We start from the raw sequence: 17,631 nt of genomic DNA, 5'->3' as shown, positions 1-17,631 counted from the left end.
CCGCCCCGGCGCCGTGATTCTCTGACCTGCATGAGCCTCACTGTCACCACCTGGTCCCTGGAGCAGACCGCTCCCACGGATCTGCTGCCCGCCGCCGCCCCCGAAGGCGACGACGTGCGGATCGTCCGGGCCGAGATCCCATCGCCCGAGTTCAGCCGTTTCCTCTATGCCTCCGTCGGCGGCGACATCCGCTGGACGGACCGCCTCTCCCTCTCCTACGCCCAGTGGCAGCAAGAACTCGGGCAGCCGGGCGTGGAGACCTGGGTGGCGTACGAGAGGGGGACGCCCGCCGGGTACGTGGAACTGGCAGCGCGGGACGAGGGTGTCGTGGAGATCGTGTACTTCGGCCTCATCCCCGCCTTCCGGGGCCGGCGGATCGGCGGACACCTGCTCTCGTACGCGGTGCGGCGGGCCTGGGACCTCGCCGAGCGGTGGCCCGAGCTCACCCCGACCAAGCGGGTGTGGCTGCACACCTGCTCCAAGGACGGCGAGCACGCCATGGACAACTATCTGCGACGCGGCTTCAAGCTGTTCGACACGAAGGTCGAGCAGGAGCCGGACGTTCCCACCCCCGGCCCCTGGCCCGGCGCGTAGCCCCTCCGACCCCCTCGGGGGTTCCGCACGAAGTGACCGAGACCACACTGTCTCGCATGACGAGACCCATCGGTCCACATTTTGGATAATGGTGGACTGGGCCGAAAGTCCCATGACACGCTTCCGTCATGGATCGCACTGGAATTGCCTTGGTGAGTCGGCGTCACGTCGATCTCTGCCGCATGTCCAGCGCCATGTGTCCGGCGAGCTGACAGCACCAGCGCCGCCGCCTCTCTCCTCCTGACCGCCTTTCTGCGCACCGCCGCGCCTCCTGCGCGAAGTGTGCAGGTCAGAGCCGCCCTCAGCCCGCCCTTGAAGGACGTAATAGCCATGGCTGCCACCCCCGAAAAGCCCACGACTGCCGCGCCCAGGCGCAAGGCGAGCCGTCACCGTGGTGAGGGCCAGTGGGCCGTAGGCCACTTCACGCCGCTCAACGGCAACGAACAGTTCAAGAAGGACGACGACGGTCTCAATGTGCGGACACGCATTGAGACGATCTATTCGAAGCGCGGCTTCGACTCCATCGACCCGAACGACCTCCGTGGCCGTATGCGCTGGTGGGGGCTCTACACCCAGCGTCGGCAGGGCATCGACGGCGGCAAGACCGCCGTACTGGAGCCGGAGGAGCTGGACGACGAGTACTTCATGCTGCGGGTGCGGATCGACGGCGGGCGGCTGACCACCGAGCAGCTGCGCGTCATCGGCGAGATCTCGCAGGAGTTCGCGCGCGGCACCGCCGACCTCACCGACCGGCAGAACGTGCAGTACCACTGGATCCGCATCGAGGACGTCCCCGCGATCTGGGAGCGGCTCGAGGCCGTGGGGCTCTCCACCACCGAGGCCTGCGGTGACACGCCCCGCGTCATCCTCGGCTCGCCCGTCGCCGGCGTCGCCGAGAACGAGATCATCGACGGCTCCCCCGCCATCGACGAGATCCAGCGCCGCTTCATCGGCAACCCCGAGTTCTCGAACCTGCCGCGCAAGTTCAAGACCGCCATCTCGGGCTCGCCGCAGCTCGACGTCGCGCACGAGATCAATGACGTCGCCTTCGTCGGCGTCGACCACCCCGAGCACGGGCCCGGCTTCGACCTCTGGGTCGGCGGCGGGCTCTCCACCAACCCCAAGCTGGGCGTGCGGCTCGGCACCTGGGTGCCGCTCGACGAGGTGCCGGAGGTGTGGACCGGCGTCATCGGCATCTTCCGCGACTACGGCTACCGGCGGCTGCGCAACCGCGCCCGGTTGAAGTTCCTCGTCGCCGACTGGGGGCCCGAGAAGTTCCGGCAGATCCTTCAGGACGAGTACCTCGAGCGCGAACTCCTCGACGGGCCCCCGCCCGAGCAGCCCGCGGGCACCTGGCGCGACCACCTCGGCGTGCACAAGCAGAAGGACGGCCGCTTCTACGTCGGCTTCGCACCCCGCGTGGGCCGCGTGGACGGCGCGACGCTCACGAAGATCGCCGATGTCGCCGCCGCCCACGGCTCTGCCCGACTGCGCACCACCGCCGAACAGAAGATGATCGTGCTCGATGTCGAGGAGGCCCAGGTCGAGTCCCTCGTCGCCGGCCTCGAAGCCCTTGACCTGCGGGTCACTCCCTCCCCCTTCCGGCGCGGCACCATGGCCTGCACCGGCATCGAGTTCTGCAAGCTGGCGATCGTCGAGACCAAGGCGCGCGGCGCCTCGCTCATCGACGAACTGGAGCGCCGCATCCCGGAGTTCGACCAGCCGATCACCATCAACATCAACGGCTGCCCGAACGCCTGCGCCCGCATCCAGGTCGCCGACATCGGCCTCAAGGGACAGCTCGTCCTGGACAGCGAGGGCAACCAGGTCGAGGGCTTCCAGGTGCACCTGGGCGGCGCACTCGGCCTGGAGGCCGGGTTCGGCCGCAAGGTCCGAGGTCTGAAGGTCACTTCGGACGAGCTGCCCGACTACGTCGAGCGGGTCATCAGGCGCTTCGAGGAGGAGCGCGCGGACGACGAGCGCTTCGCCACCTGGGTGGCCCGTGCCAGCGAGGAGGCGCTGTCATGAGCGAGCGCGCCGCGCCCTTCTACTGCCCCTACTGCGGCGACGAGGACCTGCGTCCCAACGAAACCGGTCACGGCGCATGGGAATGCGCCGCGTGCAATCGAGCCTTCCAGTTGAAGTTCCTCGGGCTGCTCGCCCAGGGAGTTCAGCGCAACAGCGGTGGAGGGGAAGAGATATGACGACCGTTCAGCAACAGGGGCAGCGCACCGACGAGGAGTTGAAGGCGCTCGCCGAGCAGGCCGGGCGCGACCTGGAGGACGCCTCCGCCCTGGAGATCCTCCAGTGGGCTTCGCAGACCTTCGGCGACCGCTTCTGCGTGACCTCCTCCATGGAGGACGCGGTGGTCGCCCACCTCGCCTCGCGCGCCCGCCCCGGTGTGGACGTCGTGTTCCTCGACACCGGCTACCACTTCCCCGAGACCATCGGCACCCGTGACGCCGTGGCCGCCGTGATGGACGTCAACGTCATCACGCTCACGCCGAAGCGGACGGTGGCCGAGCAGGACGCCGAGTTCGGCGCGAAGCTGCACGACCGTGACCCCGACCTGTGTTGCGCCATGCGGAAGGTCAAGCCCCTTGAGGAGGGCCTGACTTCGTACGCCGCGTGGGCCACGGGCCTGCGCCGCGACGAGTCCCCCACCCGGGCGAACACCCCGGTCGTCGGCTGGGACGAGAAGCGCCGCAAGGTCAAGATCTCGCCGATCGCCCGCTGGACGCAGGACGACGTGGACGCCTACGTCACCGAGCACGGCGTCCTCACCAACCCCCTCCTCATGGACGGCTACGGCTCCGTGGGCTGCGCGCCCTGCACCCGCCGCCTCCTGGAGGGCGAGGACGCCCGCGCGGGACGCTGGTCGGGCAACGCCAAGACCGAGTGCGGGATCCACTGATGCCAGAGCCGCGGACAGAGCCGCAGAACGAATCGGAGAAGCACGTGACCACCGGAGCCACCATCTGGCTCACCGGCCTGCCCAGCGCGGGCAAGACCACCATCGCGTACGAACTCGCGGACAGGCTCGGCGAGGAGGGCCACCGGGTCGAGGTACTCGACGGCGACGAGATCCGCGAGTTCCTCTCGTCGGGCCTCGGCTTCAGCCGCGAGGACCGGCACACCAATGTGCAGCGCATCGGCTTCGTCGCCGAACTGCTCGCCCGTAACGGCGTGAAGGTCCTGGTGCCGGTGATCGCGCCGTTCGCGGACAGCCGCGACGCGGTACGCAAGCGCCACCAGACGGGCGGCACGCCCTACCTGGAGGTCCATGTGGCCACGCCGGTGGAGGTCTGCTCCGTACGTGACGTGAAGGGTCTGTACGCCAAGCAGGCGGCCGGTGAGATCTCCGGGCTCACCGGGGTCGACGACCCCTACGAGGCACCCGAGTCACCCGATCTGCGCATCGAGTCCCAGGACCAGACCGTGCAGGAGTCCGCGGCGGCCGTGCGCGCGCTGCTCATCGAAAGGGGTGTCCTGTGAGCGACGCATGCGTGGCCGCCCAGCCGCAGACGACCGCGAATCCCGCACCTCTGCGCCGCGCAGGCGGAGAAGCGAACGAAAGGGGTGCAGCATGACGACCACCGTGGCCACCGTGACCGAGGAGACGGACAGCCCCTACGCGCTGTCGCACCTGGACGCCCTTGAGTCCGAGGCGGTGCACATCTTCCGCGAGGTGGCGGGCGAGTTCGAGCGGCCGGTGATCCTCTTCTCCGGCGGCAAGGACTCGATCGTCATGCTGCACCTGGCGCTGAAGGCGTTCGCCCCCGCGGCGATCCCCTTCTCGCTCCTTCACGTCGACACGGGGCACAACTTCCCCGAGGTGCTCGAGTACCGCGACCGCGTCGTCGCCGAGCACGGCCTGCGGCTGCACGTCGCCTCCGTGCAGGAGTACATCGACGCGGGCAAGCTGCGCGAGCGCCCGGACGGGACGCGAAACCCGCTCCAGACCGTGCCGCTCACGGAGAAGATCCAGAGCGAGAAGTTCGACGCGGTCTTCGGCGGCGGACGCCGTGACGAGGAGAAGGCCCGCGCCAAGGAGCGGGTGTTCTCGCTGCGGGACGAGTTCTCGCAGTGGGACCCGCGCCGCCAGCGCCCCGAGCTGTGGCAGCTCTACAACGGCCGCCACGCCCCCGGCGAGCACGTCCGCGTGTTCCCGCTGTCCAACTGGACCGAGCTGGACGTGTGGCAGTACATCGACCGCGAGGGCATCGAGCTGCCGCAGATCTACTTCGCGCACGAGCGTGACGTGTTCCGGCGCTCGGGCATGTGGCTGACCGCGGGCGAGTGGGGCGGCCCCAAGGACGACGAGACGGTCGAGAAGCGGCTCGTGCGCTACCGCACCGTCGGCGACATGTCCTGCACCGGAGCCGTCGACTCCGACGCCACCACGCTGGACGCCGTCATCACCGAGATCGCCGCGTCCCGTCTTACCGAGCGTGGCGCCACCCGCGCCGACGACAAGATGTCCGAGGCCGCGATGGAAGACCGCAAGCGCGAGGGGTACTTCTAAACATGACCAGCACCACCGAACCCGACAAGGCACAGCCGCTCTCCGCCGAGCAGCTGTCGGCCACCACCCTGCTGCGGTTCGCCACCGCGGGCTCCGTCGACGACGGAAAGTCCACCCTCGTGGGCCGTCTTCTGCACGACTCCAAGTCGGTCCTCACCGACCAGCTCGAAGCCGTGGAGCGCGCCTCCGCCAGCCGCGGCGCCGAGGCGCCCGACCTGGCGCTGCTCACCGACGGCCTGCGGGCCGAGCGCGAGCAGGGCATCACCATCGACGTCGCCTACCGCTACTTCGCCACCCCGCAGCGCCGGTTCATCCTCGCCGACACCCCCGGGCACGTGCAGTACACGCGGAACATGGTCACCGGTGCCTCCACGGCCGACCTCGCCGTGGTCCTGGTCGACGCCCGCAACGGCGTCATCGAGCAGACCCGCCGCCACGCCGCCGTCGCCGCGCTCCTGCGCGTCCCGCACGTGGTGCTCGCCGTGAACAAGATGGACCTCGTCGACTTCGAGGAGACCGTCTTCGCGAAGATCGCCGAGGAGTTCACCGCGTACGCCAGCGAGTTGGGCGTCCCGGAGATCACCGCGATCCCCATCTCGGCACTCGCCGGCGACAACGTGGTGGAGCCCTCCTCCAACATGGACTGGTACGGCGGCCCCACCGTCCTCGAACACCTGGAGACGGTCCCGGTCAGCCACGACCTGACCTCCTGCCACGCGCGCCTGCCCGTCCAGTATGTGATCCGCCCGCAGACCGCCGAGCACCCCGACTACCGCGGCTACGCGGGACAGATCGCGGCGGGCACCTTCCGCGTCGGCGAGTCCGTGACAGTGCTGCCCTCGGGCAAGACGTCGAAGATCGCGGGCATCGACCTCCTCGGCACGCCGGTGGACGTCGCGTGGACGCCGCAGTCCGTGACGCTGCTCCTGGAGAGCGACATCGACATCGCGCGCGGCGATCTGATCGTGCCGAGCGGTGACCAGCCGGGCACCTCGCAGGACCTCACGGCGACGGTCTGCCACGTCGCGGACACCGCGCTGAGCGTGGGCCAGCGGGTGCTGCTCAAGCACACCACCCGCACGGTCAAGGCGATCGTCAAGGAGATCCCCTCGCGGCTCACCCTGGACGACCTCTCCCAGCACCCGGAGCCGGGGCAGCTGGTCGCCAACGACATCGGCCGCGTCGTGATCCGCACCGCCGAGCCGATCGCCGTCGACTCGTACGCCGCCTCGCGCCGCACCGGTTCGTTCCTCCTGATCGACCCGGCCGACGGCACGACGCTCGCGGCGGGCATGGCGGGCGACGCGTTCGCCGAAGCCGTCGAGACGGTCGAAGAGGCCAAGAAGGCGGCGGACGACGAGGGCTGGGACTTCTGACCATGGCCACGATCGACTATTTCTCGACCTTCGCGAAGGAGGGCGGCCGCGTCGGCAGCGGCGCCCTCGGCGCGGGGCAGGGCGGAGTCGGGCGATGTGCGTAGTGACGTACGCGCACCGCTTGCGCGCCCACACCCCCCGCGAGTTCCACCTGCGAAGACGAAAACCCGCCGATCTCCCGGCCACGCCCTGAGGGCGTAGGGACCGGGCCAACGAGAGGACCACCTCCCGTGCCTGCCAGCTTCCGCACTCCACGCACCACCGGCCGCCGCCGCGCCCTGGTCGCCGTCGCCGCCCTGCCGCTGCTCGCCGTGGTGATCACCTCCTGCGGTTACGGATCCGCCGCGGAGGACGATGACGACAAGGCCGAGGTGGCCGCGGGCGCGAAGAAGATCGAGGGCCTCGACGAGGTGAGGATCGGGTACTTCCCGAACCTCACGCACGCCACCGCTCTCGTCGGTGACCAGGAAGGCCTGTTCCAGAAGGAACTCGGCGCGACGAAGGCGAAGTACACGCAGTTCAACGCGGGTCCTTCGGAGATCGAGGCGCTGAACTCGAAGTCGATCGACATCGGCTGGATCGGCCCCTCGCCCGCGATCAACGGCTACACCAAGTCCCAGGGCAAGAACCTGCGCATCATCGGCGGCTCGGCATCCGGTGGCGTGAAGCTGGTGGTCAACCCGGACAAGATCAAGTCCCTGGACGACGTCAAGGGCAAGAAGATCGCGACGCCTCAGCTCGGCAACACCCAGGACGTGGCCTTCCTCAACTGGATCAAGGAAAAGGGCTGGAAGGTCGACGCGGAGAGCGGCAAGGGCGATGTCTCGGTGGTCCGCACCGACAACAAGATCACCCCGGACGCCTACCGTTCCGGCTCGATCGACGGTGCCTGGGTCCCGGAGCCGACCGCCTCCAAGCTGGTCGCCGAGGGCGGCAAGGCGATCCTCGACGAGGCCGACCTGTGGCCGGACAAGAAGTTCGTGATCACGAACATCATCGTGTCGCAGTCGTTCCTGAAGGCGCACCCGAAGGTCGTCCAGGCCGTCCTGCGCGGTTCGGTGAAGACCAACCAGTGGATCAAGGACAACCCGGAGAAGGCGAAGGCGTCCGCCAACGCCGCCCTCAAGGAGGCGTCCGGCAAGGAGCTGCCCGCCGAGGTCATCGACCCGGCGTGGAAGTCCATCCAGACCACCGACGACCCGCTGGCCGCGACGCTCGACTCCGAGGCGAAGCACGCCGTGAAGGCAGGCCTCCTGGAGAAGCCGAACCTCAAGGGCATCTACGACCTGAGGCCGTTGAACAAGGTCCTCAAGGGCGAGGGCAAGTCCGCTGTCGACGACGCCGGTCTCGGCGTCAAGTAACCCCGGAATCAGACCAGTTCCCAGGAGGTGACGACCATGGCGACACCCACCCTCGCCAAGGCGGCGGACGAGATCACGGCCGCCCCGCACGCAGCCCGGATCGAGCATGTCTCGAAGTCCTTCGCCACGCCGGCCGGGCAGCAGCTCGTCCTTGACGACATCACGCTCGATGTCGCTCCGGGAGAGTTCGTCACCCTCCTGGGAGCCTCGGGATGCGGCAAGTCGACGCTGCTCAACCTGGTGGCCGGGCTCGACAAGCCGTCGGCGGGCGACATCGCCACCGACGGCCGCCCGGCCCTGATGTTCCAGGAGCACGCGCTGTTCCCGTGGCTGACCGCGGGCAAGAACATCGAGCTCGCCCTGAAGCTGCGCGGCGTCGCGAAGGCCGAGCGGCGCGAGCGGGCCGAGGAGCTCCTTGGCCTCGTACGGCTGCAAGGGGCGCACGGCAAGCGGGTGCACGAGCTGTCGGGCGGCATGCGCCAGCGGGTGGCGCTGGCCCGAGCGCTCGCGCAGGACGCCAAGATCCTGCTGATGGACGAGCCGTTCGCGGCGCTCGACGCGATCACGCGTGACGTCCTGCACGACGAGCTGACCCGCATCTGGCGCGAGACGAACGTCTCCGTCCTCTTCGTCACGCACAACGTGCGCGAGGCCGTCCGCCTCGCCGAGCGCGTCGTGCTCCTCTCGTCGCGTCCCGGCCGGGTGGCGCACGAGTGGCGCGTCGACATCCCCCACCCGCGCCGCATCGAGGACTCCGCCGTGGCGGAACTGTCCGTCGAGATCACCGAACAACTGCGTGGGGAGATCCGCCGACATGGCCAGCACTGAGACCCCGGTCGACAAGGCCGACCGGGACAGCAGCCAGGACCTGGCCGGCCTGGAGGCGGGCCTCGACGCCCTGGACGCGGTCCAGACCCGGCGTACGCCGTTGCGCCAGACGCTCGTCCAGAAGGTCCTGCCGCCGGTGACCGCCGTGCTGCTGGTCCTGGTGGTGTGGCAGGTCCTGGTGTGGACGAACGTCACCGACACCTACGTGCTGCCGCCGCCCGGCGACGTCTGGCACGAGGTGCAGGACGCCTGGCTGCAGGGCACGCTCCTGGAGTACATCTGGACGTCCGTCTCGCGCGGTCTGCTCGGCTTCCTGATGGCCCTCGCGATCGGTACGCCGCTGGGTCTGATCGTGGCCCGGGTGCGCTTCATCAGGGCCGCGATCGGCCCGATTCTCTCCGGCCTGCAATCGCTGCCGTCGGTGGCGTGGGTGCCGCCCGCCGTGATCTGGCTCGGTCTCAACGACCAGATGATGTTCGCGGTGATCCTGCTCGGCGCGGTCCCCTCGATCGCCAACGGTCTGGTCGCGGGCGTCGACCAGGTGCCGCCGCTGTTCCTGCGGGCGGGCCGCACGCTCGGCGCGACCGGCCTGCGTCACACCTGGCACATCGTCATGCCCGCCGCGCTGCCCGGGTATCTCGCGGGCCTGAAGCAGGGCTGGGCGTTCTCGTGGCGCTCGCTGATGGCCGCGGAGATCATCGCTCAGTCGCCCGACCTGGGCATGGGGCTCGGCCAGCTCCTGGAGGCGGGCCGCACCAACAGCAGCATGGCTCAGGTGTTCTTCGCGATCCTCCTCATCCTCGTCGTCGGCATCGCCATCGACCTGCTGATCTTCAGCCCGCTTGAGCGGCGCGTCCTGCGCAGCCGCGGACTCCTCGTGAGGAGCTGACCCACCATGTACGGCCGTCCCGCCCGCCCCGTCCTGTTCGTCGTCGCCCACGGCAGCCGCGATCCGCGGCATGCCGCGACGGTGCGCGCCCTGGTGCGCCGGGTGCGGGAGCAGCGGCCGGGGCTGCGTGTGGAGACGGGGTTCCTCGACTTCAACTCGCCCTCGGTCCCCGAGGTCCTCGAATCCCTGGACGCGGAGGGAGTTCGCGACGTGATCGCGCTTCCCCTGCTCCTGACGCGGGCGTTCCACGCGAAGTCGGACATCCCCGCGGTCCTGAGCCAGGCACCGCCCCGCCTCCGCATCCGGCAGGCGGCGGTCCTCGGCCCCTCTCCCCTGCTCCTGACCGCTCTGGACCAGCGGCTGTACGAGGCGGGGCTCTCCCCCGCCGACAAGTCCTCGACCGGGGTCGTGCTGGCCTCGGCGGGGTCATCCGACCCGGAGGCGATCGCAGTGATCGCTGAAATCGCGCGGGAGTGGCGGCACACCGGTTGGTGCGCCGTGCGGCCTGCGTTCGCCTCCGCATCTCTGCCCCGTACCGAGGACGCCGTACGGGAGCTGCGTGCTCTCGGAGTGCGCAGGGTGGCGGTGGCTCCCTACGTCATCGCGCCGGGTTTCCTGCCGGACCGCATCGAGCGCGGCGCCGCCGAAGCGGACGTCACGGCCCAAGTCCTCGGCCCCTCAACCGGGTTGGCACGGCTGCTCCTGCGGCGCCACGACGAGGCATGTGCCGCGAACGGTGTGGTCGGGCGGGTGGCGCGGGTTCCCGTGCTGGCCTAGTTTGTGGGTTCATGACGCTCTCCAGATCCCGGACGCTCTGGCTGCGGACCGAGCCCCTGCACGCAGTGATCTACTTCGAGGAGCGCTGCCGCGACCTGGGCAGGACGCTTGGCCTCAAGGGCTTCTGGATGGGCTATTTCGCGGCCCGCACGGCTCCCATGGGCCCGGTCGAGTCGGGCGCCGCGACGGCCGCGCTCGGGGTCTTCGCCCCCGGCATGGTGGAGCGAGCCCTTCCGTCCGCCTGGCAGTACGTGTCGCCGGGCCGGATCGTGGAGGAGCGCGCCGCCTGCACGGCGCGGGCCCTGCGCGCGGTGGTCCCGGACATCGACGACCAGGCCGCCGCCCTGTGTCCGCCGCTCGCGGCGATGGTCGAGGACGCGCCTGCGCTGGCCCGCCCGCTCTTCGCGGCGAACCGCGACGTGAGCGAGCGGACCGACCCGGTGCAGCGGCTGTGGCAACTGGTCACGTGCGTGCGCGAGTTCAGGGGCGACGCGCATGTCGCCGCACTGGCCGACCACGGCCTCGACGCCTGTGAGTCGCTGGTGCTCGCCGCCGCCACGGGCCGCGTGGACCAGGACACGATCCGCCACGACAGGGGGTGGGACGAGCAGGAGTGGGCGCACGCGGTGGACCGGCTGCGCGGGCGCGGCCTCGTGGACGGGGACGGTCACATCACCGAGCACGGCCGCACCGAGCGCGAGTTGATCGAGGACGCCACGGACCGCCTGTCGGCGCGCCTGCTGCGCCCGCTGGCCGCGCGGGACGCGGACACGCTGCTCGCCTCGCTGGAACGGCCGGTGCGCCAGATCCTGGCGGCGGGCGTCGTCCCCTTCCCCAACCCGATCGGCCTTCCGCGGCCCGCGGATTAGTCAATCCGGTTGCCGAACTACCCCTTGTGCCCCTACCGTCACGCCGATGACCCCCGTACTCCGTTCCGAGCGCCTGATTCTGTCCCCCTATGTCGCCGCCGACGAGGAACATTTCGTCTCGCTCCTCCAGGACGAGGCCGTGGGCCGCTGGTTCGGGGACGGGATGCAGAGCGTGGAGCAGACCCACGCGCTGTTCCGCCGGATCTTCGGCCTCGTGTACGCCGAGAACCAGTACCCGGTCTGGGCGGTGCGGCACGAGGGGCGTTACATAGGCCACGCGGAGATCAAGCCGTCGCCCGAGAAATGGCTCGACGGTCACGAGATCGTCTACGGTCTCTTCCGCGGCAGCTGGGGCGTGGGGCTCGGCACGGAGCTGGCCCGCCTGCTCACCACGTACGGCCATCAGACCCTGGCCCTGACCGAGGTGCACGCGACGGTGGACGCGGAGAACACGGCCTCCCTGACCGTCCTCAAGCGCCTCGGCTACACCCAGGGCAAGGCGGTCCCCGAGGACAACGGCCGCACCACGCTCCTGATGACCTCGGTCCTCGGCTGAGGACAGGTTCAAATGGGACGGTGACGAGTGAACGGGAGCGGAGCATGACCATGGACGGCCGGTGTGCGGTGGTGTCCGGAGCGGGCAGCGGGCTGGGGCGCGCCATCGCACGGCGTCTGGCGGCGGACGGGGCTCGGGTCGTGGTGGCCGGGGACAAGGAGGGGCCGCTCGCGGAGACCGTGCGGCTGATCGCGGACGAGGGCGGGGAGGCGCTCGCGGTGCGCTGCGACGTCACCCGCGAGGAAGACGTCGTCGCTCTGATGCGCCGTGCCGTGGAAGGGTTCGGGCGGCTCGACGCGCTGGTGAACAACGCGGGGGTGGAGTTCGCCAAGCGGGTGGAGGACACCACGGTCGGCGAGTGGGACTGGCTGATGGACGTCAACCTCAAGGGCGTCTTCCTGTGCGTCAAGCATGCTGTGCCCGCGATGCGCGACGCCGGTGGTGGCGTGATCGTCAACGTCGCCTCCGAGCTCGCGCTGGTCGGTTCGGAGGCGGTCGCGGCCTACTCGGCGTCCAAGGCCGGTGTGTTGCAGCTGAGCCGGGCGGTGGCCGTCGACCATGCCGCCGACGGTATCCGGGTCAACACCCTGAGCCCCGGCGTGATCCTCACCGACCTGCTGCAGACGGCCCTCGACTCGACGGGCGACCCGGACAAGCGGCGCAGGCAGTTCGAGGAACGGACCCTGCTGGGAAGGCTCGGCACCCCGGAGGAGGCCGCGGAGGCGGCCTTGTTCCTGGCGTCGGACCGCTCCTCGTACATGACCGGCGCGAACCTCGTCCTCGACGGCGGCTGGACCGCTCACTGACGACGGCTGGACCGCTGCTCCTGCCCGTCCGCGCAGAACGGCGTTCCCTGGTGGAACCAGAGCAGCCACTCGCCCTCGTGAAGACGCCACAGCGAACTGCGATGCGACGTACGGCCGTTGCTGTCGGTGTCGAAGGTGAGGTGGACGATGTCCTCGGCGAGCTGGACGCCACGCATCCGGGAGGTCATGATCGGGCGGCCCTCCCTGTCCGTGCTCTCGGTCAGGGCCTTGATGATGGACGCGCGGTCCCAGTGGGTGCCGGAAGTGCCGAACTCGGTGAACTCCGGGTGCAGCAGCTGCCCGAGCAGCTCGGGCGACGCGCGCACCTCGGGGGCGAGCAGGCGCAGTTCGGCCTCGATGGCCGCCTCGACGGCGGGCGTGCGGTCAGCCACGGTCCTGCTCCTGGGTCAGTTCCACCAGCTTGGTGACGGTGTTCCAGTTGCGGGACGTGGCGGTGACGCCCCGGAACAGGGCGGGCCGCGCCAGGGCCGCGCCCAGCTTCGAGCGGCCGAGGCCGTCCGGTGCGTAGAGGTAGAGCGCGCGGTCGCCGAGCCGGAACTCCTCGGGCAGGAAGGCCGCCGCGTCGATCGCGTCGAACCGGGACGCGTCGACCGGCTCGGAGAGGTACGTGACATGCAGCTGCTTGCCTTCGAGCGTGGCCGCGGGGAAGGGGCAGGCGTCGACGACCCCCTTCAAGTAGGCGCCGTCGCGCACCAGGACGTCCACGGTGAACCCGAAGTGCCGCTCGATGGCCGCGCCGATCAGCGCGGCCAGCGTGTTCTCGTCGCCGGCCTCGCAGGTGAAGACCGCGTTGCCGCTCTGCAGATGGGTGCGTACGTCGCCGAGTCCGAGGCCGTCGAGCAGCGTGCGCAGTTGAGCCATCGGCACTTTCCTGCTGCCGCCCACGTTGATGCCGCGGAGCAGAGCCGCGTATGCCTTGACCGTCATCCGCACACCATAGGACGACCGCCGCGCCCCGTGGGGGTGGGCGCGACGGCCGTCGGTCCTGTGGGTGTCGCTCCTGGGAGCAACGAGAGGGTGCTTACTCGACGACCTTGAGCAGCTTGTTGGGCGTGCCCTCGCTCGGGTTCGAGATCTTGTCCGCCGTGGCGCCGTCGGTCAGCGCCTTGGCGACGGCGTCCGGCTTGGCGTCCGGGTGGGCCGCGACGTAGAGGGCGGCGGCGCCCACGACGTGCGGGGTCGCCATCGACGTGCCGGAGATCGTGTTGGTGGCGTTGTCGTCCGTGTTCCAGGCGGACGTGATGTCCGAGCCCGGGGCGTAGATGTCCACGACCGAGCCGAAGTTGGAGAAGTCCGACTGCTCGTCGTCCTTGGTGGAGGAGGCGACCGTGATGGCTTCCTTCACGCGGGAGGGCGAGCCCTGGCCGGCGTCCGAGGACTCGTTGCCGGCCGCGACCGCGAAGGTGACGCCGGCGGCGATCGCCTTCTGGACCGCCGCGTCGAGCGCTTCGTCGGCGCCGCCGCCCAGGCTCATGTTGGCGACCGACGGGCCCTGGTGGTTCTTGGTGACCCAGTCGATGCCCGCGACGACCTGCTCGGTGGTGCCGGAGCCCTGGTCGTCGAGGACGCGGACCGCGACGATCTTCGCCTTCTTGGCGACGCCGTGCGCCTCACCGGCGATGGTGCCCGCGACGTGCGTGCCGTGGCCGTTGCCGTCGTCCGCGTTGTCGTCGTTGTCGATGGCGTCGAAGCCGGACGTGGCGCGGCCGCCGAAGTCCTTGTGACTGACGCGCACACCGGTGTCGATGACGTACGCGGTGGCGCCCTCACCGGCGGCGTCCGGGTACGTGTACTTCTTGTCGCCCGCGGTGTCCGCCTGGTCGACGCGGTCGAGGCCCCACGACGGCGGGTTGTCCTGCGTGGCGTCGATGGTGAACTTCTTCGACTGGACGACCTTGCCGACGGCCGGGTCGGCCGCCAGGCGCCTGGCCTCGGTCTCGCTGAGGCTCTTGGCCGAGAAGCCGTTGATCGCGGACGAGTAGTTCCGCTTCAGCTCGCCGCCGTACTCCTTGGCCAGGTCGGACTTGGCGCCCTTGTCGGCCTTCTCGTCGAGCATGACGATGTAGCTGCCCGAGACCGCGCCCTTGGCGTCGGCTCCGTACACCTTGCCCTCGGCGGGGGTCGCCGCGCCGGCGAACGAGGTGGCGAAGACGGTGACACCGACTGCGGTGGCCGTGGCGGCTATCGCCGAGACGAGCTTCACCGAGCGTGCACGCTTGTGAGTTGCCATGAAGAGGGGTCTCCTCGTGGTGATGTGGGGGGATGTGGGGGGTTTCAAAACTTCACTGCAACGACCCTTGAGATCCGGAAGATCTCCTGGCGTTGGGACGAAACCATGTCTGATTGACGCGCGCAGATCAATACCTACATACACCTGTGACTTGTTCAACAAGGTTCTGTAATAACAAAACGGGCCCCCGGCGGCAGATCGGACACCGCGAGGCCGAATCCCTCAAGTCCTCATAGATGTAAGGGGCTTGTGACGCACGTCGAGCGCCGGATGGGCTGGAGGTCCCCAGCCTGTCCGGCGCTCGATGACGAACTCGGCGGTACGCGTCTACGCCGCGGCGATCAGCTTGCGCTCCTCGAAGGAGTCGATCGTCCGCGTGAAGTCCCGCGTCGAGAGCAGCAGCTTGTAGATGATCGCCAGCTCGAAGACGAGGAGCAGGGCCCCGGAGACGATCGTCGCCGGAAGCACCACGTCGAACAGCGGGCCGATCATGAAGACGCCCATCTGGAACTCGATGCCGCTGACCAGGTGCGTACGGATGCGGTGCCGCAGCAGGAAGGAACGCGCCCGGAGATAGGCGGGGAACTTGCCCCGGAACTCCTGGTGCAGGTCGATGACCTGACGCCTGGGAGCGGGCACAGCAGTCTCCGGGGCCTCGGGAACTCCCTGCTCCGACCGCGTCTTCTGAAGGTCCTGCTCGATGTCGGCCTCGGGGTTCTCCCGGAGCAGGTCCTCCATGAAGGCCAGCTCGGCCTCGTTCTCGGCCCGGCGGGCCGCCCTCATGCGGACCTTGATCTGCTTGCGCATGGTGTGCCGGATCTTGAAGATCTCAAGGCCGTTGATGTAGCGCAGCGTGTCGAGGGCGACCACGGCGACCGCGGCCCAGATGTAGAAGGCATCCCCGGTGCGGTGGAACTGGCCGCCCATCAGGGCCACCGCACAGGCCATCACGCGGATGCGGTCGAAGACGAAGTCGAGCCACGCGCCGAAGACCGAACCGGTGCCGGTGAGACGGGCGACCTTGCCGTCCATGCAGTCGAGGATGAAGCTGCAGTGGTAGACGACGGCGCCGGCGACGAGCCACTGCCAGTCACCCAGCGCGAAGAACCCCGCAGAGACGAGCCCCAGCAAGAACGCGCCCCAGGTGATCTGGTTGGGCGTGATTCCGGTCCGCATCGCCGTCCACCGCACGAGCGGCGTGGCGACCGGATCGACCAGGATCACGGTCCACCACGCGTCGCGCTTCTTCTGGGTGATGCGGCGCACCTCGTCGAGGGGCGGTATGTCTCGTCGCATGGGGGTCAACTTCCTGGCGTTCGCGGAGCGTTCACCTCACGCTAGGAAGGTATTGGTTCAAGGAACAAGAACCTGAGTGTGCAACCTTTGGCCGGGGGTAACGGTCAACCTTTCAGGACGAGTCAATACCCATGCCAGAACCACCATGCGTTACCTGAGCGTTATCGAACGACAGGTACGTAACAGAAACACCCGTGACGGAACGGAAATGCCTCACGGAGTGTCACGCCCGGCCGCCTTCGCGAGCTCCTCCTCGATCAGATCGGCCGCCATCTTCGTGCCGCCCTCCCCCGCCATCCCCGCCCGGACCTCGGCGAGGCGGCGTGCCACCTCCGGGTCGTCGACCAGGGCGAGCACCGCGTCCCGCAGCGCCTGTGCGGTGACCTCCTCCATCGGTACGTGCCGGGCGACCCCGAGCCCCTGGAGCATGTCCGCGTTACCGAACTGGTCGACGGCCTGCGGCACCGCGACCATCGGTGTCCCGGTGGCGAGCCCCTCCTGGCTGCCGCCGGCACCGGCATGCGTGATGAAGGCGTCGGCCTGCTTGAGGACCGCGAGCTGCGGCACCCACGGGCGGACTTCCACATTCCCGGGAACGTCCCCCAGTTCGGCCGCCTGGACGTGCTTGCCGACCTGGAGCACCACATGCCAGCCGGGCAGCTCCCCGAACGCCTCGATGCAGGCGCGGTAGAAGCCGGGCTGCTTGGTGAAGGACGAGCCGAGCGAGACGAGCAGCACCTTCTCCGCGCCCGGGGGACGCTGCCAGTCACCCTGCGCCGAGCGGTCGCCCTGGCAGGCGCCGACGAACGTGTGCACGCTCTCGTCGACCCGGTCCGCGTTCGGCTGGAGCGCCTTGGGGATCAGGACGAGCGAGCGCGGCGGGCGGCCGACGAACGGATCACAGTGCTGCGTGATCCCGTTCTCCTGAAGCCAGGCGTGGAAGCGCGCGTAGTAGGCCTTCCCGCGCTCGGTCTCCTTCAGCTCGGCGTACATCGGATCGGCGACCTCTTCCTCGTATCCGTCCCAGGCGACCAGGTTCGGCGAGAGCGAGATCTCGGGCACGCCCCAGCGGCGGGCGAGCACGCGTGCGGGGTAGGAGGTGATGTCGTGCAGGACGAGGTCGGGCTCATCGCCTGCGTACGCCGCCGCCAGCTGCGGCAGCGTCTCGATCGCCTCGGTGAGGAACGGCTCGATGTTGTCGATCAGCTCGGTCCCCCAGGCTTCGGGGTCGTCGTCGGGGCCCGGCAGCGTCGTCTCGAAGAGGACGGGCTCGGCGCCGGTCTCGGCGACTTTCTCGGCGAAGAGGTGCGGGATCGCGTACGTGACGCGGTGGCCGCGGGCGACGAGCTCGCGGATCACTTCGAGGCTCGGGTTGACGTGGCCGTGCGCGGCGATCGAGAACATGGCGATGTGGGCACGCTGGCGTGAGGTCATGCGCCGACTCTAGGCGAGACGAGACGTCTCGTGCAACCTCTCTCGATGGACCTCTCTCCCACTCGCTCG

General features: G+C 69.4%; 20 protein-coding genes. 15 read left to right on the top strand and 5 right to left on the bottom strand.

From position 1 onward, the window contains the following. The first annotated feature begins 30 nt into the window (after nucleotides 1-30). The 15 genes from ABXJ52_RS29305 (at nucleotide 31) to ABXJ52_RS29235 (ending at nucleotide 12,581) form a co-directional block, all read left to right on the top strand. A complete protein-coding gene (locus tag ABXJ52_RS29305) occupies nucleotides 31-594 on the top strand; it encodes a GNAT family N-acetyltransferase (RefSeq protein ID WP_367045916.1) in 564 nt (187 codons plus the stop codon). A 128-nt stretch (nucleotides 595-722) separates the two neighbouring features. Next, nucleotides 723-806, top strand: a complete 84-nt coding sequence (locus tag ABXJ52_RS29300; RefSeq protein ID WP_323178717.1) for a putative leader peptide — start codon at nucleotides 723-725, stop codon at nucleotides 804-806. Nucleotides 807-924: 118 nt separating this feature from the next. Next, nucleotides 925-2,622 (top strand): nitrite/sulfite reductase, encoded by a 1,698-nt coding sequence (locus tag ABXJ52_RS29295; protein WP_367045914.1) that lies wholly within the window; start codon nucleotides 925-927, stop codon nucleotides 2,620-2,622. Further along, a complete protein-coding gene (locus ABXJ52_RS29290) occupies nucleotides 2,619-2,798 on the top strand; it encodes a hypothetical protein (RefSeq protein WP_160507861.1) in 180 nt (59 codons plus the stop codon). The genes ABXJ52_RS29295 and ABXJ52_RS29290 overlap by 4 nt, the downstream gene beginning before the upstream one ends. After that, nucleotides 2,795-3,508, top strand: coding sequence for a phosphoadenylyl-sulfate reductase (locus ABXJ52_RS29285; protein WP_367045912.1), 714 nt, complete (start codon nucleotides 2,795-2,797; stop codon nucleotides 3,506-3,508). The genes ABXJ52_RS29290 and ABXJ52_RS29285 overlap by 4 nt, the downstream gene beginning before the upstream one ends. Then, on the top strand, nucleotides 3,508-4,089 hold the full coding sequence (gene cysC / locus ABXJ52_RS29280; RefSeq protein ID WP_367045910.1) for an adenylyl-sulfate kinase: 582 nt from the start codon (nucleotides 3,508-3,510) through the stop codon (nucleotides 4,087-4,089). Before ABXJ52_RS29285 ends, cysC begins: the two co-directional genes overlap by 1 nt. A gap of 91 nt (nucleotides 4,090-4,180) precedes the next feature. Next, the gene (gene cysD / locus ABXJ52_RS29275) at nucleotides 4,181-5,119 is read left to right on the top strand and encodes a sulfate adenylyltransferase subunit CysD (protein WP_367045908.1); all 939 of its coding nucleotides are present in this window, start codon (nucleotides 4,181-4,183) and stop codon (nucleotides 5,117-5,119) included. Nucleotides 5,120-5,121: 2 nt separating this feature from the next. Further along, on the top strand, nucleotides 5,122-6,495 hold the full coding sequence (locus ABXJ52_RS29270; RefSeq protein WP_367045905.1) for a GTP-binding protein: 1,374 nt from the start codon (nucleotides 5,122-5,124) through the stop codon (nucleotides 6,493-6,495). Nucleotides 6,496-6,725: 230 nt separating this feature from the next. Further along, a complete protein-coding gene (locus ABXJ52_RS29265; RefSeq protein WP_367045904.1) occupies nucleotides 6,726-7,856 on the top strand; it encodes an aliphatic sulfonate ABC transporter substrate-binding protein in 1,131 nt (376 codons plus the stop codon). Nucleotides 7,857-7,892: 36 nt separating this feature from the next. Further along, nucleotides 7,893-8,684, top strand: coding sequence for an ABC transporter ATP-binding protein (locus tag ABXJ52_RS29260; RefSeq protein ID WP_367045902.1), 792 nt, complete (start codon nucleotides 7,893-7,895; stop codon nucleotides 8,682-8,684). Beyond that, nucleotides 8,671-9,573 (top strand): ABC transporter permease, encoded by a 903-nt coding sequence (locus ABXJ52_RS29255; RefSeq protein WP_367045900.1) that lies wholly within the window; start codon nucleotides 8,671-8,673, stop codon nucleotides 9,571-9,573. Before ABXJ52_RS29260 ends, ABXJ52_RS29255 begins: the two co-directional genes overlap by 14 nt. Nucleotides 9,574-9,579: 6 nt before the next feature. Then, nucleotides 9,580-10,350, top strand: a complete 771-nt coding sequence (locus tag ABXJ52_RS29250; RefSeq protein ID WP_367045899.1) for a sirohydrochlorin chelatase — start codon at nucleotides 9,580-9,582, stop codon at nucleotides 10,348-10,350. 11 nt (nucleotides 10,351-10,361) lie between these two features. Beyond that, complete coding sequence (locus ABXJ52_RS29245) at nucleotides 10,362-11,219, top strand: hypothetical protein (protein WP_367045897.1); 858 nt, start codon at nucleotides 10,362-10,364, stop codon at nucleotides 11,217-11,219. 46 nt (nucleotides 11,220-11,265) lie between these two features. Beyond that, nucleotides 11,266-11,775: a GNAT family N-acetyltransferase gene (locus ABXJ52_RS29240; RefSeq protein ID WP_367045895.1), complete on the top strand. Its 510-nt coding sequence runs from the start codon at nucleotides 11,266-11,268 to the stop codon at nucleotides 11,773-11,775. Between the two features lie 44 nt (nucleotides 11,776-11,819). Continuing rightward, complete coding sequence (locus ABXJ52_RS29235; protein WP_367045893.1) at nucleotides 11,820-12,581, top strand: glucose 1-dehydrogenase; 762 nt, start codon at nucleotides 11,820-11,822, stop codon at nucleotides 12,579-12,581. Here ABXJ52_RS29235 and ABXJ52_RS29230 read toward each other — a convergent pair. The 5 genes from ABXJ52_RS29230 to mgt form a co-directional block, all read right to left on the bottom strand. Further along, a complete protein-coding gene (locus ABXJ52_RS29230) occupies nucleotides 12,575-12,973 on the bottom strand; it encodes a DUF4440 domain-containing protein (RefSeq protein WP_367045891.1) in 399 nt (132 codons plus the stop codon). The two genes, ABXJ52_RS29235 and ABXJ52_RS29230, sit on opposite strands and share 7 nt — an antisense overlap. Continuing rightward, nucleotides 12,966-13,529: a DUF1697 domain-containing protein gene (locus ABXJ52_RS29225; RefSeq protein WP_367045889.1), complete on the bottom strand. Its 564-nt coding sequence runs from the start codon at nucleotides 13,527-13,529 to the stop codon at nucleotides 12,966-12,968. Before ABXJ52_RS29225 ends, ABXJ52_RS29230 begins: the two co-directional genes overlap by 8 nt. Nucleotides 13,530-13,623: 94 nt before the next feature. Next, nucleotides 13,624-14,832: a S8 family serine peptidase gene (locus ABXJ52_RS29220; RefSeq protein ID WP_367045887.1), complete on the bottom strand. Its 1,209-nt coding sequence runs from the start codon at nucleotides 14,830-14,832 to the stop codon at nucleotides 13,624-13,626. A 327-nt stretch (nucleotides 14,833-15,159) separates the two neighbouring features. Further along, entirely contained in the window at nucleotides 15,160-16,128 is a 969-nt protein-coding gene (locus ABXJ52_RS29215) for a CDP-alcohol phosphatidyltransferase family protein (protein WP_367045886.1), read from the bottom strand. Between the two features lie 213 nt (nucleotides 16,129-16,341). Then, complete coding sequence (gene mgt / locus ABXJ52_RS29210; RefSeq protein WP_367045884.1) at nucleotides 16,342-17,562, bottom strand: macrolide-inactivating glycosyltransferase; 1,221 nt, start codon at nucleotides 17,560-17,562, stop codon at nucleotides 16,342-16,344. Nucleotides 17,563-17,631 lie beyond the last annotated feature (69 nt).

This window comes from Streptomyces sp. Je 1-332 (assembly GCF_040730185.1).
Classification (GTDB): domain Bacteria; phylum Actinomycetota; class Actinomycetes; order Streptomycetales; family Streptomycetaceae; genus Streptomyces.
This window is presented reverse-complemented; position numbering and strand designations above follow the sequence as displayed.